Origin of the sequence: Streptomyces sp. NPDC048111 (assembly GCF_043202815.1) — a bacterium.
Lineage (GTDB): Bacteria > Actinomycetota > Actinomycetes > Streptomycetales > Streptomycetaceae > Streptomyces.
This window is the reverse complement of sequence record NZ_JBIDBD010000005.1, coordinates 1-20,470: the sequence shown is the minus strand read 5'-3', so window position 1 is coordinate 20,470 and position 20,470 is coordinate 1. Positions and strand designations below refer to the sequence as shown.

Sequence of the window (20,470 nt, the reverse complement as noted above, 5' to 3'; positions counted from 1 at the left end):
AGCGTGTCTCCACGCAATGACTTCGGCGACTTTTTCTTGGGATTTTTCCCGCGTGTTGTCGCCGCCGAAACCGGAACGTGATCAGACGTTAGCGATATCTACCCGCGTAGATTTTTCGGGCGGGTACTCTGAGGGAACCGCCTTCGCACCACACCACACCGGGAGTGCCAGTGGCACGCGTCGTAGTCGACGTCATGCTCAAGCCGGAAATCCTCGACCCGCAGGGACAGGCGGTGCAGCGCGCACTGCCCCGTCTCGGCTTCGAGGGGATCGGCGACGTACGTCAGGGAAAGCGTTTCGAGCTGGAAGTGGACGGGCCGGTCGATGAGGCCGCCCTCGCCCGTATCCACGAGATGGCCGAGACCTTCCTCGCCAACACCGTCATCGAAGACTTCACCGTCAAGGTCGAGGAGCAGTCCAAGTGACTGCGCGTATCGGCGTTGTGACCTTTCCCGGCACGCTCGACGACCGGGACAGCCTGCGGGCCGTCCGCGTCGCCGGCGCCGAGCCGGTCCCGCTCTGGCACCGTGACAAGGACCTCAAGCAGGTCGACGCGGTCGTCCTCGCCGGTGGGTTCTCCTACGGCGACTACCTGCGGGCCGGGGCCATTTCCCGGTTCTCGCCGGTGATGGAGACGATCATCGAGCAGGCGAAGGCCGGTCTGCCGGTCCTCGGCATCTGCAACGGCTTCCAGATCCTCACCGAGTCGCACCTGCTGCCGGGCGCCATGCTCCGCAACAACCACCTGCACTTCATCTGCCGCGAGCAGAAGCTGCGGGTGGAGAACGCGGAGACCGCCTGGACCGCCGACTACGAGGCGGGCCAGGAGATCCGGGTCCCGCTCAAGAACATGGACGGCCGGTACGTGGCGGACGAGCGCACGCTGGACGAGCTGGAGGCCGAGGGCCGGGTCGCGTTCCGCTACCTGGACCTGAACCCCAACGGCTCGCTGCGCGACATCGCCGGCATCACCAACGCCGCCGGCAACGTCGTCGGCCTGATGCCGCACCCCGAGCACGCCGTGGAGCCACTGATCGGTACGGGCCGTACCGACGGCCTCGGATTCTTCACCTCGATCCTGAAGAAGCTGGTCAACGCCTGATGACTCTCGACACTGTTCAGCACGCCGCCGAGACCCCGGACGTCGAGCAGCCCTGGAAGGAGCTCGGCCTCAAGGAGGACGAGTACGCGCGCATCCGGGAGATCCTCGGCCGCCGCCCGACCGGTGCCGAGCTCGCCATGTACTCCGTCATGTGGTCCGAGCACTGCTCGTACAAGAGCAGCAAGGTCCATCTGAAGCAGTTCGGCGACAAGGTCCCCGAGAACGACGCGATGCTGGTGGGCATCGGCGAGAACGCCGGCGTCGTGGACGTCGGCCAGGGGTACGCGGTCACCTTCAAGGTCGAGTCGCACAACCACCCCAGCTACATCGAGCCCTACCAGGGCGCGGCCACCGGCGTCGGCGGCATCGTCCGCGACATCCTCGCCATGGGCGCCCGCCCGGTCGCGGTCGTCGACCCGCTGCGCTTCGGCGCGGCCGACCATCCCGACACCCGGCGCGTACTGCCCGGCGTCGTCGCGGGCATCGGCGGCTACGGCAACTGCCTGGGCCTGCCCAACATCGGCGGCGAGGTCGTCTTCGACGCCTGCTACCAGGGCAACCCGCTGGTCAACGCCGGCTGCATCGGTGTGATGAAGCACGAGGACATCCACCTCGCCAAGGCCTCGGGCCCCGGCAACAAGGTCATCCTGTACGGCGCCCGCACGGGCGGCGACGGCATCGGCGGCGTCTCGGTCCTCGCGAGCGAGACCTTCGAGTCGACGGGCCCGGCCAAGCGCCCGGCCGTCCAGGTCGGCGACCCGTTCCAGGAGAAGCTGCTCATCGAGTGCACGCTGGAGATCTTCGGCGAAAAGCTCGTCGCGGGCATCCAGGACCTGGGCGGCGCGGGCCTGTCCTGCGCGACCTCGGAGCTGGCCAGCGCCGGTTCGGGCGGGATGCGCGTCGAGCTCGACACCGTGCCGCTGCGCGACTCCTCGCTCTCGCCCGAGGAGATCCTCATGAGCGAGTCGCAGGAGCGCATGTGCGCGGTCGTCGAGCCGCAGCACGTCGAGCGCTTCATGGAGATCTGCGAGAAGTGGGACGTCATCGCCACCGTCATCGGTGAGGTGACCGAGGGCTCCCAGCTGGAGATCTTCTGGCACGGCGAGCAGATCGTGGACGTGCCGCCGCGCACCGTCGCCCACGAGGGCCCGGTCTACCAGCGCCCCTTCGCCCGCCCCTCCTGGCAGGACGCGCTCCAGGCCGACGACGCGGGCAAGCTGGCCCGCCCGCAGTCCGGTGCCGAGCTGAAGGACCAGGTCCTGAAGCTGGTCGCGTCCCCGAACCAGGCCTCCAAGGCGTGGATCACCAACCAGTACGACCGTTTCGTGCAGGGCAACACGGTGCTCGCGATGCCCGAGGACGCCGGCATGGTCCGGATCGACGAGGAGTCGAACCTGGGCGTGGCCATGGCGACCGACGGCAACGGCCGGTACGCCAAGCTCGACCCGTACACCGGCGCCCAGCTCGCGCTCGCCGAGGCCTACCGCAACGTGGCGGCCACCGGCGCGAAGCCGCTCGCCATCTCGGACTGCCTCAACTTCGGCTCCCCCGAGGACCCGGACGTGATGTGGCAGTTCGCGGAGGCCACCCGCGGTCTCGCGGACGGCTGCCTCCAGCTCGGCACCCCGGTGACCGGCGGCAACGTCTCGCTCTACAACCAGACCGGGGAGACCGCCATCCACCCGACCCCCGTGGTCGCGGTGCTCGGCGTGATCGACGACGTGAACCGGCGCACCCCGATGGCGTTCGCCCAGGAGGGGCAGCTGCTCTACCTCCTCGGTGACACCCGCGAGGAGTTCGGCGGCTCGGCCTGGTCCCAGGTCGTCCACGACCACCTGGGCGGCCTGCCGCCGCGGGTCGACCTGGACCGCGAGAAGCTGCTCGGCGAGATCCTGATCTCGGGTTCGCGCGACGGCATGATCGACGCCGCGCACGACCTGTCCGACGGCGGTCTGATCCAGGCCGTGGCCGAGTCCTGCCTCAAGGGCGGCAACGGCGCCCGCCTGGTCGTGCCGGACGGGCTCGACGCCTTCACGTTCCTGTTCAGCGAGTCGGCCGGGCGCGCCGTGGTGTCCGTGCCGCGCTCGGAGGAGCTGCGCTTCACCGACATGTGCGGGGCGCGCGGCCTTCCGGCGACCCGGATCGGTGTCGTGGACGGCGCGTCCATCGAGGTCCAGGGCGAGTTCAGCCTGGACCTCGCGGAGCTGCGCACGGCCCACGAGGCGACGATCCCGGCGCTGCTGGCCTGATACGCGTCAACTCCTCGGCCCCGTACCCCTGTTGAGGGGGTGCGGGGCCGAAGTGCTGTGTCCGCGCGGGCCGCCCGGACGGGAGCGCCGTGTCCGGAGGGGCCGTTCAGGCGGCGACGAGTTCCTTCTCCTCCGTGGCCGCCCTGAACATCGAGAGCGGGAGGACCGGTTCGGCGGCGGTCGTCCGGCGGCGCAGGAACAGGACGAGGGACAGGACGCAGGCGGCGAGCAGCCCCAGGATCTGGGGCGAGGACCAGGCGTAGTCCTTGCCGCCCCACGTGCTCGCCGCGGTGGCCGCCGCCCAGCTGACCGGCGCCCGCAACGCCCTGATCGCCGAGCACCGCCGCCGCATCCTCGGCGGGGAGTCGGTCCAGTGGGTCGTACGGGATGCCGCCGAGCGCGCCGAGCACGCCGAGCGGGCGTTCGCGCAGGTGGAGAACGGTCTGGGGAGCTACCCCGGCCCGGCGTAGGCTCGGCGTCATGCCCCCGGCCAAGAAGCGCACCCGCAGATACGACCCGGTCAAGATCCGGGCCGCCGTGCTCGCCCAGTTCGCCGCCGTACGCGAGGCGGTCGCCACCCTGACGCCCGAGCAGCTCGCCCGCCCCACCCGGCTCGGTGACTGGACGGTCCGCGAGCTGGTGGTGCACCACACCATGGCGCTTGGCATGCTGGAGCGCTTCCTGGCCGCGCCCGAGCCGCTCAAGCAGGAGCTCGCGCTGCTCGACTGGCCGTTCGCCACCGACCCGGTGTCCGCTCAAGTCGACCACGAGACAAGGGAGTTGGCGGCCTCCGTCGACGACCTCGACGCGCTCTTCGAGCAGCGCGCCACCCGCACCGCCGAGCTTCTGGCGGTCACCGAGGACGGCCGGCTCATGCCGACCCGCTTCGGCGCGATGAGCTTCGCCGACGTCCTGGTGACCCGGACCGTCGAACTCACCGTCCACACCGACGACTTGAACGCCGCCCTGCCCGAACTCGCCGTCCCCCACGACCGCCAGGCGCTGGCGGCCTGCACCCGGTTGCTCGCCGACGCCCTCGCCCTGAAGGCGCCCGGCGGCTCGGTCGAGGTGCGGATCCCGCCGTACGCGGTGGTGCAGTGCGTGGCCGGGCCCCGGCACACCCGGGGCACCCCGCCGAACGTCGTCGAGACCGACCCGCTCACCTGGATCCGCCTCGCCACCGGCCGCACCGGCTGGGCCGAGGCGCTGGCGGCGGCCGAGGTCGCGGCGAGCGGCGAGCGGGCGGACCTGTCGGCGGTCCTGCCGGTGATGGCGTAGCCGTACGCCCCCGCGGGGGCCGAGGCGGACGCCCCGCCCGGCCGCCCGGCACCGCGGGGAACCCGCGGGCCCCCCGTCCCGTCCCATCCGTATGAAGAGGCTCGGCACCTTCACCTCCGCCGCGGCGGCTCTGCTCGTGCTCGCCGCCTGCGGGCCCGGCATCCACCACGGCCCCGTGTCCCCTCCCGACGCACCGCAGGTGCCCCTGACCGGCCGCGAGTGGACAGGGACCACCCTGTACGACGGCGACCTCCGCTCCCCGCTGCCGGACGCGCCGCCGGGCCGGGTGCGGCTGACGTTCACCGCGGACGGTCAGGTCGAGGGCACCACCGGCTGCAACACCGTGCACGGGCCGGCCACCGTTTCCCTGCCCGGCCGCAGCATCACCTTCGGGCCGCTCGCCTCGACCCGGGTGCTGTGCGACGAGCCCCGGATGCGGATCGAGCGCCGCGTCCTGGCCGCGCTCCACGGCAAGGTCGGGTACGACATCGCGCGGCGCACCCTGACGCTCTCCCGTGCGAACCGCCCCCTGCTCGACGCCACCACGCCCTAGCCTCCCGGCGCTCGGCCCCGCACCGAGGAGGTTTCCGCGCGCGAAGCGAACTCCGTCACATTCGGAGCCTGCGCATCCGCGCGGTCATGAGCAGGCGCGAACACCGCGAACGATCTTCGCGCGACCGGGCCGACCTGCGGGGACGCTCATCTCGGGTCGGCTGCGGTGCGCCACCGGAGCCGGAGGCGCGAAAGCTACAAAAGCGGGCGGGGGCGCCGGCTGTCGGTATCCCCAATTCGGACCAGTGGTCGATCTCGCCTACACTCGGTGGCGTGCCACGTGGTGACGGACGACTCAACCACGACCTGCTCCCCGGAGAGAAGGGCCCCCAGGACGCTTGCGGCGTCTTCGGTGTCTGGGCTCCGGGTGAAGAGGTCGCGAAGCTCTCTTACTTCGGGCTTTACGCCCTCCAACATCGGGGCCAGGAATCCGCGGGCATCGCGGTCAGCAATGGCTCCCAGATCCTCGTCTTCAAGGACATGGGGCTTGTCTCCCAGGTCTTCGACGAGACCTCTCTCGGTTCACTCCAAGGTCATATCGCGGTCGGTCACGCCCGCTACTCGACCACGGGTGCCTCCGTGTGGGAGAACGCTCAGCCGACCTTCCGGGCAACCGCCCACGGCTCGATCGCGCTCGGCCACAACGGCAACCTGGTGAACACGGCGCAGCTCGCCGAGATGGTCGCCGAGCTGCCCAAGGAGAACGGGCGGGCCACCCAGCTCGCCGCCACCAACGACACCGATCTGGTCACCGCGCTGCTCGCGGGCCAGACGGACGACGACGGCAAGCCGCTGACCGTCGAGGAAGCGGCCGCCAAGGTCCTTCCGCAGGTGCAGGGCGCCTTCTCGCTCGTCTTCATGGACGAGCAGACGCTGTACTGCGCCCGCGACCCGCAGGGCATCCGCCCGCTGGTGCTCGGCCGCCTGGAGCGCGGCTGGGTCGTCGCGTCCGAGAGCGCCGCCCTCGACATCTGCGGCGCCGCCTTCGTCCGCGAGATCGAGCCGGGCGAGCTCGTCGCCATCGACGAGAACGGCCTGCGCACCTCTCGATTCGCAGAAGCGAAGCCCAAGGGCTGTGTCTTCGAGTACGTCTACCTGGCGCGCCCCGACACCGACATCGCGGGCCGGAACGTCTACCTCTCCCGGGTGGAGATGGGACGGAAACTCGCCAAGGAAGCGCCGGTCGACGCCGACCTGGTGATAGCGACGCCCGAGTCCGGCACCCCCGCCGCGATCGGATACGCCGAAGCCAGCGGCATCCCGTACGGCTCCGGACTGGTCAAGAACGCCTACGTGGGCCGTACGTTCATCCAGCCCTCGCAGACGATCCGCCAGCTCGGCATCCGGCTCAAACTGAACCCGCTCAAGGAAGTCATCCGGGGCAAGCGCCTGGTGGTCGTGGACGACTCGATCGTCCGCGGCAACACCCAGCGCGCCCTGGTCAAGATGCTCCGCGAGGCGGGCGCCGCCGAGGTCCACATCCGGATCTCGTCGCCGCCGGTGAAGTGGCCCTGCTTCTTCGGCATCGACTTCGCGACCCGCGCGGAGCTGATCGCCAACGGCATGACCATCGAGGAGATCGGCACGTCCATGGGCGCCGACTCGCTCTCGTACATCTCGACCGACGCGATGATCGAAGCGACGACGATCCCCAAGGACAACCTCTGCCGCGCCTGCTTCGACGGCGTGTACCCGATGGAGCTCCCCGACCCCGAGCTGCTCGGCAAGCAGCTCCTGGAGTCCGAGCTGGCCTCGGGGCCCGCCGCGACCGCGGCCGCCGACGCCCTGCGCCGCCCGTAAAAAACGCAGTACGACACGAAGGTTCTCCGTCACATGCCTGCCGAATTTGATCAGCGTGCTCCGCACCCGGGCACCGGCGCCAGCTACGCAGCCGCGGGTGTCGACATCGAGGCGGGCGACCGCGCCGTCGAGCTGATGAAGGAGTGGGTGAAGAAGACGAAGCGCCCCGAGGTCCTGGGCGGCCTCGGCGGATTCGCCGGACTCTTCGACGCCTCGGCCCTCAAGCGCTACGAGCGTCCGCTGCTCGCCTCCGCCACCGACGGCGTGGGCACGAAGGTCGACCTCGCCCGCCGGATGGGCGTGTACGACACCATCGGGCACGACCTCGTCGGCATGGTCGTCGACGACCTGGTCGTGTGCGGTGCCGAGCCGCTGTTCATGACGGACTACATCTGCGTCGGCAAGGTCCACCCCGAGCGCGTCGCGGCCATCGTGAAGGGCATCGCCGAAGGCTGTGTGCTCGCGGGCTGCGCGCTGGTCGGCGGCGAGACCGCCGAGCACCCGGGGCTGCTCGGCCCCGACGACTTCGACGTGGCGGGCGCCGGCACCGGTGTCGTCGAGTACGACCAGCTCCTGGGCGCGGACCGGATCCGCGAGGGCGACGCGGTCATCGCGATGGCCTCGTCCGGTCTTCACTCGAACGGGTACTCACTCGTCCGTCATGTGCTCTTCGACCGGGCCGGGATGAGCCTCGACCAGGAGGTCGAGGAGTTCGGCCGCACCCTCGGCGAGGAGCTCCTGGAGCCCACCAAGATCTACTCCCTGGACTGCCTGGCCCTGACCCGCACCACCGAGGTGCACGGTTTCAGCCACATCACCGGCGGCGGTCTTGCCAACAACCTGGCCCGGGTGATCCCGGACCACCTGCACGCCACGGTCGACCGTTCGACCTGGACGCCGGGCGCGGTCTTCGACCTGGTCGGCAGGGCGGGCGACGTGGAGCGGCTCGAACTGGAGAAGACGCTCAACATGGGCGTCGGCATGATGGCGATCGTCCCCGAAGCCTCGGTGGACGTCGCGCTGCACACCCTCGCGGACCGGGGCGTGGACGCCTGGGTCGCCGGCGAGATCCTGGCGCGCGGGGAGCACCGCGACGGCGCCGAGCTGACCGGCTCGTACGCGAAGTAGTCGGCCGCAGGCAGCACGAAACCCGGTCGGGGCGGGGCCCCGACCGGGTCGGTGTGCTCAGAGCAGCGAAGTCGTGCGTTGCTGCGAAAGCGGGATCAGCGAAGTCAAGCGCCGCGGCGCTGCGACGACGGACCGGACTCTTCGTCCTCGTCCTCGTCGTCATTCCCGTACATGTCCGCATAGCGGGCGTACGGGTCGTCCTCCTCGTCCTCCAGTGGCTCCGCGTTCGGCGGTTGGCTCACTGTCGGGTTCGGAGTAGATGCGCCCAGCTCGTTGGCCAGACGCGACAGGTCAGTCCCGCCGCTGCTGTACTTCAGCTGGCGGGCGACCTTCGTCTGCTTGGCCTTTGCCCGGCCGCGCCCCATGGCTCGACCCCCTCGGTGACGGGGCTCGACGGCCCCAGAGTCTTGACACGCGTTCATGATCCGGAACGGACTCTCCATGGAGAGACCGCGTCCGTAGGGCTTCAACGGTACCTGCTTCCGCGGCCATACGGTACGCCGCCCGCATGACGCGCCACTTGGCAGAACCAACAAAGCGCCCTGTACTCGCTGGTCAACCGCGATTTTAACCTCTTCTGGGCGCCCGACCCGCCGACCGGCGTGAGTCATGTCTCTCAGTACGGTCGGCGGGCCCTTCCGGGGCTCAGTGCTGACGTGCCTCCGCCATGCGCTGCTCGGCGATCCGGTCGGCCGCCGCGGCCGGCGGAATGCCGTCTTCCTTCGCACGAGCGAATATGGCCAGCGTGGTGTCGAAGATCTTCGACGCCTTCTCCTTGCAGCGGTCGAAGTCGAACCCGTTCAGCTCGTCGGCCACCTGGATCACGCCACCGGCGTTCACGACGTAGTCGGGTGCGTAGAGGATCGCGCGGTCCGCGAGGTCCTTCTCGACGCCCGGGTGCGCGAGCTGGTTGTTGGCCGCGCCGCACACCACCTTCGCGGTGAGCGCCGGCACGCTCTCGTCGTTCAGCGCGCCGCCGAGCGCGCACGGAGCGTAGATGTCGAGGCCCTCGGTGCGGATCAGCGCCTCGGTGTCGGCCGCGACGGCGACCTGGGGGTGCAGCGCGGTGATCGCGCGCACCGACTCCTCGCGAACGTCCGTGATCACGACCTCGGCGCCGTCCTCCAGGAGGTGCGCGACGAGGTGGCGGCCGACCTTGCCGACGCCCGCCACGCCGACCTTGCGGCCGCGCAGCGTCGGGTCGCCCCACAGGTGCTGGGCCGAGGCCCGCATGCCCTGGAAGACGCCGAACGCGGTCAGCACCGAGGAGTCGCCGGCGCCGCCGTTCTCGGGGGAGCGGCCGGTGGTCCACTGGCAGGACCGTGCGACGACGTCCATGTCGGCGACATAGGTGCCGACGTCGCAGGCCGTCACGTAGCGCCCGCCGAGCGAGGCCACGAACCGGCCGTAGGCGAGCAGGAGGTCGTCGGTCTTGATCGTCTCGGGGTCACCGATGATCACGGCCTTGCCGCCACCGTGGTCGAGCCCGGCCATGGCGTTCTTGTACGACATGCCGCGCGACAGGTTGAGGGCATCGGCGACGGCCTCCGCCTCGGTCGCGTACGGGTAGAAGCGCGTACCGCCCAGGGCCGGGCCCAGGGCGGTGGAGTGGATGGCGATGACGGCCTTGAGCCCGGTGGCTCGGTCCTGGCACAGCACGACCTGCTCGTGTCCGCCCTGTTCGGAGCGGAAGAGGGTGTGCAGTACGTCATCGGCTCCGGTCACATCGGTCACGGTGGTGACTCCCAAGTACGAAGCAGCGGTTGACGGCCCGCCTGAGGGTGGGGCGGGCGTGGTTCGGGAGCAGATTAAGTCCTACGCGCCCGTAGATCAGGCCCAGTGCTCAGGATCACCCCCGCGGGACCCGCGCGGGGGCGTGCCCGTGGGACGATGCGGGGCATGGCGGTGGTCTCCTCTGTGCTCGTTCCGTACGCGTCCTACCTGCGGGTGTACGAGCCCCTTGCCGCCTTTCCCGAACCCGAGCGCGACCACTGGCGGCGCTATGCCGAGCGCGGGCGCACTCCAGGTGCCCAGGACGAACTCCGGCGCGCGCTGGCCGACTTGGTGCCCGTGCCGCCCGTCGCGGTGCCGGTGCACGAGAGCGCCGACGCGTTCGTGGCGGAGGTCGACGGGGTCGTGTGCGTGTGCCCGTGGCGGACCCGGCTGCGCGGCTGGCAGGCCCTCGAAGGCCTCGCCGGCCAGTTCCCCGAGCCGGTCCTGGACGCGCTGCTGCCTCCGGTGGTGCGGCGGCAGGCCGAGGCGGACTACGAGCGCTGGCGGGAGCGGAACCCGGACGCCCGCCCCTGGATCCTGACCAGCGTCTGGCACGTCCCTGTGAGCTGGTTCACAGTCTTTTCGGCCGAAGAGCGCGAGTATGCACCGGGCGGGGACGGCGAGGCACCCGTGCTGCGCTACCGGACTCCGATGGTCCAGGCCCGGCGCCGCCTCGCACGGGCGCTGCGCACGGTGCGGCAGGCCATCGACGAGGGGCCGCTGACCGAGGGGCTGGTGGACGTCGGCCGCTGGCTGGAGGAGTTCCACCCGCGCTCGCTGGTGGAGCTGGACTACGGAGGCCTGGTGCACGCGCTGTCCCGGGACCGGCTGGAGGCGGACCGCTCGGCGGCCGATGTGGCCGAGGGGATCGCCGCGCTGCGGGCCGGCGACGACGCGGGCGCGGAGGAGGCGTACGGACGCTTCACGGAGCGCTGGCGGGCCGTCAAGGAGCGCCGGATGGCCAACTGAGGCCGCTCGGAGGGTTCTGAGGGGTTTTCGGCTGCCCTCGCACGCGCGTGCCAGGACGTAGGTCCTGATCCGGGCCTATGCCTCAAGGGTGACGGACCGCACTTATCTCACCCTTGCGCCCAGACCCCACCCTCGTGCCAAAATAGGACAAGGGGTCCGGGGAGGATCCCTTCCGCCCAACTAAGGGCGGATTGCTCGGTATTGCTTGCTATGGGGGGTCTGACGACTCCTGATCGCTCTGTGACTGATCGTCACTGTGGCGTGACTGTCCGCTATGGCATGGTCCATCGGCTTCCGTCGCTGATGAACACCTGGGAGGGCAATTCCATCGGTTTGGCCGACGTGGCTGGACGGATGGTGTAGTTGTAGTGCCGAGGACAAGCCGTTCGTCCTATAACCGACTCGGCTCGCGTCCGCCATTTCGGGCAACGCGGGTCAAGGTGCAGAATTTAGAGGAAAGAACCGAGAAGGTTCGGTTCTCCCGAGGAGGCCGCTCATGACCGCTCGCACCCCTGATGCCGAGCCGCTGCTGACCCCGGCTGAGGTTGCCACGATGTTCCGCGTGGACCCGAAGACGGTGACCCGCTGGGCCAAGGCCGGCAAGCTCACGTCCATCCGCACGCTGGGTGGGCATCGCCGGTACCGCGAGGCAGAGGTCCGCGCACTGCTTGCGGGTATTCCGCAGCAGCGCAGCGAGGCCTGAACAACACCCCAATAATCCGGGCGTTCCGGGGCCCCCACCCCGGCCGAGCCCGCCTATAGCTCCACATGACGTGTTGCCCGCCCCAACGGGCCGTGTCATCGATCGCGCTGGACTCCGCCGGGTCCAGCGCGATTTTTTTATGTCCGGCCTTGTCCGGCACTTCCGGCAGCTCCCCCGGCCGCCGTGTGGCCGCTTCGGAGGGGTGCCTTCCGGGGGCCCGCCCGTGTGACGGGGGAGGGTGGTGCAATTGCACATATTAAATCGGGGCGTTGTAGGAGAGGTGTAAGTGCACCCCTTCCGGAAACTCGTTCCGTGACTCCCGTCACACCCTCAAGTCGCCCTCTCCCAGAGCCTCTCACCGCCCGCCGGGCCGCCGGGCCGCCATAGGTCACCGTTCGGCGGGACTTTCGTCCTCGGGGCGGGCGGGCTCGGCGACCTCCATGGCGAGCCGCAGGAGGCGGTGGCAGACGGCGCAGTGCCGGGTGAGGTGGCGGTAGCCCAGAGCGGCCGACAGATGGGCGCGCAGCAGCGCGCGGGTCTCGTGCCTCGACGGAGCCCGCATGCGACCACCTCCCGGAGAGCCCCCGCCCCCTCTTGCAGGGGTACCGGCGGCAGGTGCCCCCGTCAAGACGCCGGGGGCCCGGATCCCGGCCGGGGTGCGCGGTGGCCGGACATGCGACAGGGCCCGCATCCGTAACGAATGCGGGCCCTGACTCAACAACTGCGGTCCTGACGGGATTTGAACCCGCGGCCTCCACCTTGACAGGGTGGCGAGCACTCCAAACTGCTCCACAGGACCTTGTTTCGCAGCCCGTTGTTGCTTGGCTGCGAGTGAGACTGTACAGCAGGTCAGACGGTCAGGTCGAACTCACTCACAGCGATGCCCGCGCTACGGGGCCGCCGCGTCGATCGCCTTCACGATGCGCTTGTCGGAGACCGGGAACGCCGTGCCCAGGGCGTGCGCGAAGTAGCTCACCCGCAGCTCCTCGATCATCCAGCGGATGTCCAGGACCTGCTGCGAAACGGGCCGCCCCTGAGGGAGCTGTTCGAGCAGCCACGCGTACTCGTCCTGCATCTCGTGGACCTTCTCCATGCGCGTGGTGTCGCGCTGGACGGCCGTCGGCATCTGCTGGAGCCTGCGGTCCACCGCGACCAGGTAGCGCATCAGGTCGGGCAGCCGCTTCAGCCCGGTCAGGGTGACGAAGCCCGGCGGCACGAGCGCCGCCAGCTGGGTGCGCACGTCCGCCACGTTGGCGACCAGGGTCAGGCTGTTCGTGGCCTTCAGACGGCGCTCACAGGCCTGCCAGGCCGCCAGGATCTGCTGGACCTGGCCGACCGTGCGCACCGTGGTGTCCACCAGGTCCGCGCGCACCTTGTCGTACAGCCCGCGGAACGATTCCTCGTCCCAGGCCGGGCCGCCGTGGTCCGCGATCAGCTTGTCCGCCGCCGCCATCGCGCAGTCGTCGAAAAGGGCCTGGATCGAACCGTGCGGATTGCGGGACAGGGCGAGCTTCTGCTGGTTGGTGAGCTTGTCCGAGGCGAACTTGGCCGGGTTCACCGGGATGTTGAGCAGGATCAGCTTCCGGGTGCCGCGCCACATCGCCCGGAGCTGCTCGGCCTCGGTGTCGAAGAGGCGTACGGAGACGCTCTCGCCCGCGTCCACGAGCGCCGGGAACGCCTTGACCGGCTGGCCGGCCCGCCGCGTCTCGAAGACCTTCGTCAGGGTGCCGATCGTCCAGTCGGTGAGGCCCGAGCGCTCGATGGACTCGCCCGAAGGACCCGCGGTCGCCGCGGCGGCCTGGGAGAGGGCCTGACGGGCCTTCGGGCGCAGCCGCAGCCTGAGCGCCTCCAGGTCCTTGTCCTCGGCGAGCTTGCGCCGCCGCTCGTCGACGATCCGGAACGTGATCTTGAGGTGGTCCGGTACGCGCGTCAGGTCGAAGTCGTCGGCCGTGACCGGGACGCCCACCATCCGCTGGAGTTCGCGGGCCAGCGTCACCGGCAGGGGCTCCTGGAGCGGCACCGCGCGGTCCAGGAACTTCGAGGCGTAGTTGGGCGCCGGGACGTAGTGCCGGCGGATCGGCTTCGGCAGGGAGCGGATCAGCTCGGTGACGACCTCCTCGCGCAGCCCCGGGATCTGCCAGTCGAAGCCCTCGTCGGTGACCTGGTTGAGGACCTGGAGCGGTACGTGCACGGTCACGCCGTCCGCGTCCGCGCCCGGCTCGAACTGGTAGGTCACCCGGAACTTCAGCGGGCCCTGGCGCCAGGAGTCCGGGTAGTCGTCCTTGGTGACGGCGCCGGCCTTCTCGTTGATGAGCATCTCGCGCTCGAAGTCGAGGAGTTCGGGCTCCTCGCGCTTCTTGTGCTTCCACCACGAGTCGAAGTGCGCGCCCGACACGACGTGGTCGGGCACCCGCCGGTCGTAGAAGTCGAAGAGCGTCTCGTCGTCGACGAGGATGTCGCGGCGCCGCGCCCGGTGCTCCAGCTCCTCGACCTCGGTCAGGAGCTTGCGGTTGTCGGCGAAGAACTTGTGGTGCGTGCGCCAGTCGCCCTCGACCAGCGCGTTGCGGATGAACAGGTCGCGCGAGGCCTCCGCGTCGATGCGGCCGTAGTTGACCTTGCGGTTGGCCACGATCGGCACGCCGTACAGCGTGACCCGCTCGTACGCCATCACCGCGGCCTGGTCCTTCTCCCAGTGCGGCTCGCTGTAGGTGCGCTTGACCAGGTGCTGGGCGAGCGGCTCGATCCACTCGGGCTCGATCTTCGCGTTGACCCGGGCCCACAGCCGCGAGGTCTCCACGAGTTCCGCGGACATCACGAGCTTGGGCTGCTTCTTGAACAGCGCCGAGCCCGGGAAGATCGCGAACTTGGCGCTGCGGGCGCCCAGATACTCGTTCTTGTCGGTGTCCTTCATGCCGATGTGCGAGAGCAGGCCCGCGAGCAGGGACGTGTGGACGGACTGCTCCGGGGCGTCCTCCTCGTTGAGGTGGATGCCCATGGTCTTGGCCACGGTCCGCAGCTGCGAGTAGATGTCCTGCCACTCGCGGATGCGCAGGAAGTTCAGGTACTCCTGCTTGCACATCCGGCGGAAGCTGGAGGAGCCGCGCTCCTTCTGCTGCTCGCGCACATAGCGCCAGAGGTTGAGGTAGGCGAGGAAGTCGCTGGTCTCGTCCTTGAAGCGGGCGTGCTGCTGGTCGGCCTGGGTCTGCTTCTCGCTGGGGCGCTCGCGCGGATCCTGGATGGAGAGCGCCGCCGCGATCACCATGACCTCGCGCACGCAGCCGTTCTTGTCGGCCTCCAGGACCATGCGGGCCAGGCGCGGGTCGACGGGCAGCTGGCTGAGCTTGCGGCCCTGCTGGGTGAGGCGCTTCTTCGGATCCTTCTCCGCAGGATCCAACGCGCCCAGTTCCTGGAGGAGTTGGACGCCGTCGCGGATGTTGCGGTGGTCCGGCGGGTCGATGAAGGGGAACTTCTCGATGTCGCCGAGGCCGGCCGCGGTCATCTGGAGGATGACGGACGCGAGGTTGGTCCGCAGGATCTCGGCGTCCGTGAACTCGGGCCGGGTGACGAAGTCGTCCTCGCTGTACAGACGGATGCAGATGCCGTCGCTCGTACGGCCGCAGCGGCCCTTGCGCTGGTTGGCGCTGGCCTGCGAGACCGGCTCGATCGGCAGCCGCTGCACCTTGGTGCGGTGGCTGTAGCGCGAGATGCGGGCCGTGCCGGGGTCGATGACGTACTTGATGCCGGGCACCGTCAGGGACGTCTCGGCCACGTTGGTGGCGAGCACGATCCGGCGCCCGCTGTGCTGCTGGAAGACGCGGTGCTGCTCGGCGTGCGACAGACGCGCGTACAGGGGCAGCACCTCGGTCGAGCGGAGGTTCTTCTTGATCAGCGCGTCCGCGGTGTCGCGGATCTCGCGCTCGCCGGAGAGGAAGACCAGGACGTCGCCGGGGCCCTCGGCCTGGAGCTCGTCCACCGCGTCGCAGATCGCGGTGATCTGGTCGCGGTCGGCGTCCTCGCTGTCCTCTTCGAGGAGCGGCCGGTAGCGCACCTCGACCGGGTACGTACGGCCGCTCACCTCGACGATCGGGGCGTTGCCGAAGTGGCGCGAGAACCGCTCGGGGTCGATGGTCGCCGAGGTGATGACGACCTTCAGATCGGGGCGCTTCGGCAGCAGCTGGGCGAGATAGCCGAGCAGGAAGTCGATGTTGAGGGACCGCTCGTGGGCCTCGTCGATGATGATCGTGTCGTAGGCGCGCAGCTCGCGGTCCGTCTGGATCTCGGCGAGCAGGATGCCGTCGGTCATCAGCTTCACGAAGGTCGCGTTCGGGTCGACCTGGTCGGTGAAGCGGACCTTCCAGCCGACCGCCTCGCCCAGCGGGGTGTTCAACTCCTCCGCGATGCGGTCCGCGACCGTGCGGGCCGCGATCCTGCGGGGCTGGGTGTGCCCGATCATGCCGCGCACCCCGCGGCCGAGCTCCATGCAGATCTTGGGGATCTGGGTGGTCTTGCCGGAGCCGGTCTCACCCGCGACGATCACGACCTGGTGGTCGCGTATCGCCTCCAGGATCTCGTCCTTCTTCTGGCTGACCGGAAGCTGCTCGGGATAGGTGATCCCGGGCATGCGGGCGGCCCGCCGGACGATGCGGTCGGCGGACTTCTGGGCCTCGGCGGCGATCTCGTCGAGCACGGCCTGCCGGGCCTCGGGCTTACGGATGCGGCGGGCGCCTTCGAGACGGCGGCCCAGGCGGTGGGCGTCGCGCAGCGAGGCACCGTCGAGCAGCGTCTGGAGATCGGCGAAGGAAGTAGACATACCTGATTCAGGATCTCACCCGCCGAGGACGAGTGGCGAACGCATTTCGGCACCCTGAGGGACCCACCCCGTACCATTTCGGGCATGCCCCGCTCCCGTGCCCCGCGCCGCCGCCTCCCCGCGGTGCTGCTCCTGGTGCTCGGGGTGCTCGCGGTGGCGCTGTGCGGGCCGGCCGCTTCGGGGGGCTCGGTGGCGCGCGGGGGTGTGCCCGTGGGGGTGCCCGCGGGTGCTGCGGGCGATGCTCTGGGTGGGGCGGCTGGGGCGGCTGGGCTGGAGGGCGGGAGGGCTTTGAAGGCCCCGACTGCCGCGGTGGACCTGACGGCCCTGGTGGCCCCGACTGCCCCGGCGGCCCCGACGGCCCCGATGGTGTTGAAGGCCCCGGCGCTTGGCGCCTTTGCCGGGGACGCCTCCGCGCCCGGCTGCCGTCCGGGCGTACCGCACCAGGACTCGGACCCGGCCGCGCCGGTCCGTGCCCGCGCCGCGCACGACCAGGCTCCGGTCCTGGAGGACCGGCTCGCCCCGGTCGCCCTGTGCGGCCTGGACGCGGCGCACCGCAAGCCGCCGGTACGCGGGCCCGCGTCGGCGGCGCCCGGCCCCGTCGAACTCTCGGTGCTCAGGGTCTAGACGGCCGGCCCCGCCCCCGGTGCCCGTCCGTCCCCTTTCTTGTACGCGCCCGCCCTGCACGGGCCCGCGTACGCACAGGAGTTCCCGCATGTCCCAGCCCCAGCCCAAGCCCAAGCCCAAGTCCAAGCCTGCCTCGCCGTCCGCGCCCGCGTCCCGGAACGCCCGCGGGTCCGCCCGGTCCGGGAAGCGGCCGTATCTGATCGGCGTGGCCGTGCTGGTCGCCGCCGGCGTCCTCGGCATGGCCTCCTACCAGGCGAGCGCCCCCGACCCGAAGCCCCGCGTGAACGACTCCGCCGCGGCCTCCGACCCGGCCGCGGACGCCCACCCGGAGCTCACGAAGCTGGCCCGCCGCGATGCCGGGGACCCGCTCGCCCAGGGGCGCCCCGACGCGCCCGTCGTGATGATCGAGTACGCCGACTTCAAGTGCTCGTACTGCGGGAAGTTCGCCCGGGACACCGAGCCCGGGCTCGTGAAGAAGTACGTCGACGACGGCACCCTGCGCATCGAGTGGCGCAACTTCCCGATCTTCGGCGCCGAGTCCGAGGCGGCGGCGCGCGGGGCGTGGGCGGCGGGACGGCAGGGGCGGTTCTGGCAGTTCCACGCGGCGGCGTACGGGCCGGGCGCCAAGGAGAAGGGGTTCGGCGCGGACCGCCTGAAGGAGCTGGCGAAGGAGGCGGGCGTGCCGGACGCGGCGCGCTTCGCGGCGGACCTCGACGGGGACGCGGCGAAGGCGGCGGTGAAGAAGGACCAGGACGAGGCGTACGCGCTGGGCGCGAGCTCCACCCCCTCCTTCCTCATCAACGGGACCCCGATCGCGGGGGCCCAGCCGATGGACTCCTTCGCGCGGATCATCGAGGGGGCGGCGGCCAGGGCCAAGGCCGGGACGGGGGCTGCGGCCGGGTCCGGGGCCGGGTCTGAAGCCGGGGCCGATGCCGGGGCCGATGCCGGGGCCGGGGCCGGGGCCGGGGCCGGGGTGAAGAAGTGACCCCGGACATCGGTTATCTCGCGGCGTTCCTCGGTGGGCTGCTGGCCCTGCTCAGCCCGTGCAGCGCACTGCTGCTGCCCGCGTTCTTCGCGTACTCGATCTCCAGCCGCACCAAGCTGCTCGCCCGCACCGGCATCTTCTACGCGGGCCTGGCCACCACGCTCGTCCCGCTGGGCGCGGCGGGCTCGTACGCGGGCCGCCTCTTCTACGGCCACCGCGACCAACTGGTGCTCGTCGGGGGCTGGTTGATCATCGTGCTCGGCGCCGCCCAGATCGTCGGCATGGGCTTCGCGAGCCGCCGCATGACCGAACTGTCCGGCCGGATCCGCCCCACGACCGCGCTCTCGGTGTACGCGCTGGGCGCGGTGTACGGCCTCGCCGGGTTCTGCGCGGGGCCGATCCTGGGGAGCGTCCTGACGGTGGCGGCGGTGAGCGGCAGCCCGGTCTACGGCGGCCTGCTGCTCGCGGTGTACGCCCTGGGCATGGCGGTGCCGCTGCTGCTCCTCGCGCTGCTCTGGGAGCGGTTCGACCTGGGCGGCCGGCGCTGGCTGCGCGGCCGGGTGCTCACGCTGGGCCGCTTCGAACTCCACACCACCTCGCTCCTGTCGGGCCTGTTTTTCATCGCGCTCGGGGTGCTGTTCCTCGTGTACGACGGGGCGACGGGACTGCCCGGGGTGCTCGGGGTGGACGAGTCGTACGCGGCGGAGGAGTGGGCGAAGGGGGTGGGGGACGCGGTGCCGGACTGGGCGCTGCTCCTCGCCCTCGCGGGGGTGGGCGCGGCCCTGGCGGCCAGGGCCTGGCGCACTCGGGACACCCGCTAGCCGGGGGGTGGCCCGGCCGGCCCCGGCCCGGTGAACGTTCCTGATCACCGCACGGGCCGGGGCGGGAACGTGACGGAGCCCGGGAGCATGTCCAGCTCCCGGGCTCCAGCTTGCCACCCATTTGCGCACACCGGCGGCGTTTAAGAACCGCAGGTCATATTGAGATCGACGTGTTCTGCCTTTGAACTACAGCGCCACGAGAGAGGCGCCGAGGGGACTTGAACCCCCATCCGTCGATGTTCGCCCACGTTCGGTCGATCCGGTGTTCGGCGGCGAATACTGAGACTGGAGCGAGAATCTGAGTTTCATGGGGCCGCCTCTGCCGGGCTTGGGCCATCCCCGCACGTGGTGCGGGGAGAGGGATTCGAACCCCCAACTGACACCCCTTGATCAGCTTCAACATCAGTTTCAGCTTGCGCTCATCGCGCACCCTCCGCTCGCGACGGAGGGCGTAAGTGAGGGCTACCGGAAGAGGTAGCCGAATACCGCGTCGCCGACCCGCTGGTCGGTGACCTCGGTGTTGTTCGCCTCCTCGCGGGCGAACTTGACGGCCTGCTGGAGCTTCTCGACGCGCTCCAGCAGCTCGTTGACCCGCCGGGCGGGCAGCGCGCCGGAGAACTTCACCGTCGTCCAGTACCCGACCGGGACGTCCTCGTAGTACACCTCGACCTGCGCCGGGTGCTTCTCCGTGGCCTCGGCCTTCACGTGGTTGCGCGGCACCTTCTTCGTGCGGATGGTCCGCACCGGGTCCGTCTTCCAGGAGTCCGTGGAGGGGTCCAGGTTCCACGACTCGGAGGCGTCGAGCACCGGCAGCTTGCGCACGAAGGTGTGCAGGTCGGTGAGCTGCTTCTCCAGGAACAGCAGGTACGGGACGGGTACCTGCGGCAGCAGCACCGCGCCGTCGACCACCACGTCCGCGACCGCGGACCGGTTCGCCCAGTCCTTCGTCGCGGTCACGTCGAACAGCCGCGTCAGCGTTCCGGCGGTGGTGCGCAGGGCGTCCTCGGCCTTGATCTGCACCCGGGTGGACTCGGGGGGCAGCTGCTCGCCCTCTTCGTCCTTGGGCTGGTAGGTCCGGGAGATGCCGGCCAGCAGGGCGGGCTTCTGCACGTCCTGGTGGGCCTGGGTGAGCTCCTGGAGGGCCTTGGACTTGACGCCCTTTTCCACTGCGATGATCTGATTCAGCTTCGGCACACGGCGAACCTAACAACTCCGTACCGGACGCACATCCGAATTAGCCCCGCCCCGGGGCGGGGCCGGGCCCGGTTAGGGGTGCGGGGCATTTGTTGGGGCTGGGCTCCGGGGGTGCTTGCCGGTGCGGGGGGTTGGGGGTTCGGCTCTTTGGGGCTTGGCTCCCTGGGGCTGCGCCCCAGACCCCCGGGGGGTTTGCCCACCCGCCCGCCCGTGACGGGGGTTGGAGGGTGCCTGGCCCTGGGGCTGCGCCCCAGACCCCCAGGGGTTTGCCCGCCCACCCGCCCGTGCGGGGGGTTGGAGGGTGCCTGGCCCTGGGGCTGCGCCCCAGACCCCCTGAGGGGCTCCGCCCCTCGTACCCCGGCGGGGGCTCCGCCCCCTGCACCCCCTTTTCGCGCCTGAACGGCGCTCGTCCTCAAACGCCGGACGGGCTGAGGATGCGCATGCTGGCCGGCACCGGTGCGGTTAGGGGCGCGGGGAACTGC

The 20,470-nt window shown here is 70.5% G+C and carries 19 protein-coding genes and 1 tRNA gene; 13 read left to right on the top strand and 7 right to left on the bottom strand.

What is annotated here, in order from left to right; translation table 11 throughout:
* Nucleotides 1-170: 170 nt before the first annotated feature.
* From purS to purL, 3 genes are read left to right on the top strand one after another with little or no spacing between them, the layout of a single operon-like run.
* Complete coding sequence (gene purS, locus ACGF3I_RS11685; RefSeq protein ID WP_120722307.1) at nt 171-425, top strand: phosphoribosylformylglycinamidine synthase subunit PurS; 255 nt, start codon at nt 171-173, stop codon at nt 423-425.
* Nucleotides 422-1,102 (top strand): phosphoribosylformylglycinamidine synthase subunit PurQ, encoded by a 681-nt coding sequence (gene purQ, locus ACGF3I_RS11680; RefSeq protein ID WP_393130668.1) that lies wholly within the window; start codon nt 422-424, stop codon nt 1,100-1,102. Before purS ends, purQ begins: the two co-directional genes overlap by 4 nt.
* Nucleotides 1,102-3,351, top strand: coding sequence for a phosphoribosylformylglycinamidine synthase subunit PurL (gene purL / locus ACGF3I_RS11675; RefSeq protein WP_393130666.1), 2,250 nt, complete (start codon nt 1,102-1,104; stop codon nt 3,349-3,351). Before purQ ends, purL begins: the two co-directional genes overlap by 1 nt.
* Before the next feature lie 106 nt (nt 3,352-3,457).
* Here purL and ACGF3I_RS11670 read toward each other — a convergent pair whose 3' ends face one another.
* Nucleotides 3,458-3,673, bottom strand: a complete 216-nt coding sequence (locus tag ACGF3I_RS11670; protein ID WP_393130664.1) for a hypothetical protein — start codon at nt 3,671-3,673, stop codon at nt 3,458-3,460.
* On the opposite strand from ACGF3I_RS11670, the gene ACGF3I_RS11665 reads away from it, so the two are divergent.
* The 5 genes from ACGF3I_RS11665 to purM all read left to right on the top strand — a co-directional run bounded on the left by ACGF3I_RS11665 (nt 3,642) and on the right by purM (nt 8,109).
* Nucleotides 3,642-3,821, top strand: coding sequence for a hypothetical protein (locus ACGF3I_RS11665; protein WP_393130662.1), 180 nt, complete (start codon nt 3,642-3,644; stop codon nt 3,819-3,821). The genes ACGF3I_RS11670 and ACGF3I_RS11665 overlap by 32 nt on opposite strands.
* 10 nt (nt 3,822-3,831) lie before the next feature.
* Nucleotides 3,832-4,629 (top strand): sterol carrier family protein, encoded by a 798-nt coding sequence (locus ACGF3I_RS11660; protein WP_393130660.1) that lies wholly within the window; start codon nt 3,832-3,834, stop codon nt 4,627-4,629.
* A 91-nt stretch (nt 4,630-4,720) separates the two neighbouring features.
* The gene (locus tag ACGF3I_RS11655; RefSeq protein WP_393130658.1) at nt 4,721-5,182 is read left to right on the top strand and encodes an META domain-containing protein; all 462 of its coding nucleotides are present in this window, start codon (nt 4,721-4,723) and stop codon (nt 5,180-5,182) included.
* A gap of 272 nt (nt 5,183-5,454) precedes the next feature.
* A complete protein-coding gene (gene purF, locus ACGF3I_RS11650; RefSeq protein WP_393130656.1) occupies nt 5,455-6,981 on the top strand; it encodes an amidophosphoribosyltransferase in 1,527 nt (508 codons plus the stop codon).
* 33 nt (nt 6,982-7,014) lie between these two features.
* Entirely contained in the window at nt 7,015-8,109 is a 1,095-nt protein-coding gene (purM, locus tag ACGF3I_RS11645; RefSeq protein WP_393130654.1) for a phosphoribosylformylglycinamidine cyclo-ligase, read from the top strand.
* A 104-nt stretch (nt 8,110-8,213) separates the two neighbouring features.
* On the opposite strand, the gene ACGF3I_RS11640 is transcribed toward purM, so the two are convergent.
* Entirely contained in the window at nt 8,214-8,474 is a 261-nt protein-coding gene (locus ACGF3I_RS11640; protein ID WP_393130652.1) for a DUF3073 domain-containing protein, read from the bottom strand.
* A gap of 280 nt (nt 8,475-8,754) precedes the next feature.
* On the bottom strand, nt 8,755-9,843 hold the full coding sequence (locus tag ACGF3I_RS11635) for a Leu/Phe/Val dehydrogenase (RefSeq protein ID WP_393130650.1): 1,089 nt from the start codon (nt 9,841-9,843) through the stop codon (nt 8,755-8,757).
* A 165-nt stretch (nt 9,844-10,008) separates the two neighbouring features.
* Here ACGF3I_RS11635 and ACGF3I_RS11630 point away from each other — a divergent pair, with 165 nt between their 5' ends.
* Together ACGF3I_RS11630 and bldC are read left to right on the top strand one after the other, a co-directional pair.
* Nucleotides 10,009-10,851 (top strand): hypothetical protein, encoded by an 843-nt coding sequence (locus tag ACGF3I_RS11630; protein WP_393130648.1) that lies wholly within the window; start codon nt 10,009-10,011, stop codon nt 10,849-10,851.
* 496 nt (nt 10,852-11,347) lie between these two features.
* Nucleotides 11,348-11,554: a developmental transcriptional regulator BldC gene (bldC, locus tag ACGF3I_RS11625; protein WP_003949541.1), complete on the top strand. Its 207-nt coding sequence runs from the start codon at nt 11,348-11,350 to the stop codon at nt 11,552-11,554.
* 388 nt (nt 11,555-11,942) lie between these two features.
* On the opposite strand, the gene ACGF3I_RS11620 is transcribed toward bldC, so the two are convergent.
* The 3 genes from ACGF3I_RS11620 to hrpA form a co-directional block, all read right to left on the bottom strand.
* A complete protein-coding gene (locus ACGF3I_RS11620; RefSeq protein WP_393130646.1) occupies nt 11,943-12,116 on the bottom strand; it encodes a DUF6274 family protein in 174 nt (57 codons plus the stop codon).
* 162 nt (nt 12,117-12,278) lie between these two features.
* Nucleotides 12,279-12,353, bottom strand: a tRNA-Asp gene (locus tag ACGF3I_RS11615).
* Nucleotides 12,354-12,443: 90 nt separating this feature from the next.
* Entirely contained in the window at nt 12,444-16,364 is a 3,921-nt protein-coding gene (gene hrpA, locus ACGF3I_RS11610) for an ATP-dependent RNA helicase HrpA (protein ID WP_393130644.1), read from the bottom strand.
* A gap of 84 nt (nt 16,365-16,448) precedes the next feature.
* On the opposite strand from hrpA, the gene ACGF3I_RS11605 reads away from it, so the two are divergent.
* The 3 genes from ACGF3I_RS11605 to ACGF3I_RS11595 all read left to right on the top strand — a co-directional run bounded on the left by ACGF3I_RS11605 (nt 16,449) and on the right by ACGF3I_RS11595 (nt 18,794).
* A complete protein-coding gene (locus ACGF3I_RS11605; RefSeq protein ID WP_393130642.1) occupies nt 16,449-16,988 on the top strand; it encodes a hypothetical protein in 540 nt (179 codons plus the stop codon).
* A gap of 88 nt (nt 16,989-17,076) precedes the next feature.
* The gene (locus ACGF3I_RS11600) at nt 17,077-17,973 is read left to right on the top strand and encodes a DsbA family protein (RefSeq protein WP_393130640.1); all 897 of its coding nucleotides are present in this window, start codon (nt 17,077-17,079) and stop codon (nt 17,971-17,973) included.
* Nucleotides 17,970-18,794 (top strand): cytochrome c biogenesis CcdA family protein, encoded by an 825-nt coding sequence (locus ACGF3I_RS11595; RefSeq protein ID WP_393130638.1) that lies wholly within the window; start codon nt 17,970-17,972, stop codon nt 18,792-18,794. The genes ACGF3I_RS11600 and ACGF3I_RS11595 overlap by 4 nt, the downstream gene beginning before the upstream one ends.
* A gap of 462 nt (nt 18,795-19,256) precedes the next feature.
* On the opposite strand, the gene ACGF3I_RS11590 is transcribed toward ACGF3I_RS11595, so the two are convergent.
* Nucleotides 19,257-19,988: a hypothetical protein gene (locus ACGF3I_RS11590; protein ID WP_393130636.1), complete on the bottom strand. Its 732-nt coding sequence runs from the start codon at nt 19,986-19,988 to the stop codon at nt 19,257-19,259.
* Nucleotides 19,989-20,470 lie beyond the last annotated feature (482 nt).

Coding starts and splice junctions, on each gene's coding strand:
- purL (WP_393130666.1), top strand. CDS start 1,102: ATGACTCTCGACACTGTTCAGCACGCCGCCGAGACCCCGGACGTCGAG.
- ACGF3I_RS11660 (WP_393130660.1), top strand. CDS start 3,832: ATGCCCCCGGCCAAGAAGCGCACCCGCAGATACGACCCGGTCAAGATC.
- ACGF3I_RS11655 (WP_393130658.1), top strand. CDS start 4,721: ATGAAGAGGCTCGGCACCTTCACCTCCGCCGCGGCGGCTCTGCTCGTG.
- purM (WP_393130654.1), top strand. CDS start 7,015: ATGCCTGCCGAATTTGATCAGCGTGCTCCGCACCCGGGCACCGGCGCC.
- ACGF3I_RS11640 (WP_393130652.1), bottom strand. CDS start 8,474: ATGGGGCGCGGCCGGGCAAAGGCCAAGCAGACGAAGGTCGCCCGCCAG.
- ACGF3I_RS11630 (WP_393130648.1), top strand. CDS start 10,009: ATGGCGGTGGTCTCCTCTGTGCTCGTTCCGTACGCGTCCTACCTGCGG.
- bldC (WP_003949541.1), top strand. CDS start 11,348: ATGACCGCTCGCACCCCTGATGCCGAGCCGCTGCTGACCCCGGCTGAG.
- ACGF3I_RS11620 (WP_393130646.1), bottom strand. CDS start 12,116: ATGCGGGCTCCGTCGAGGCACGAGACCCGCGCGCTGCTGCGCGCCCAT.
- hrpA (WP_393130644.1), bottom strand. CDS start 16,364: ATGTCTACTTCCTTCGCCGATCTCCAGACGCTGCTCGACGGTGCCTCG.
- ACGF3I_RS11605 (WP_393130642.1), top strand. CDS start 16,449: ATGCCCCGCTCCCGTGCCCCGCGCCGCCGCCTCCCCGCGGTGCTGCTC.
- ACGF3I_RS11600 (WP_393130640.1), top strand. CDS start 17,077: ATGTCCCAGCCCCAGCCCAAGCCCAAGCCCAAGTCCAAGCCTGCCTCG.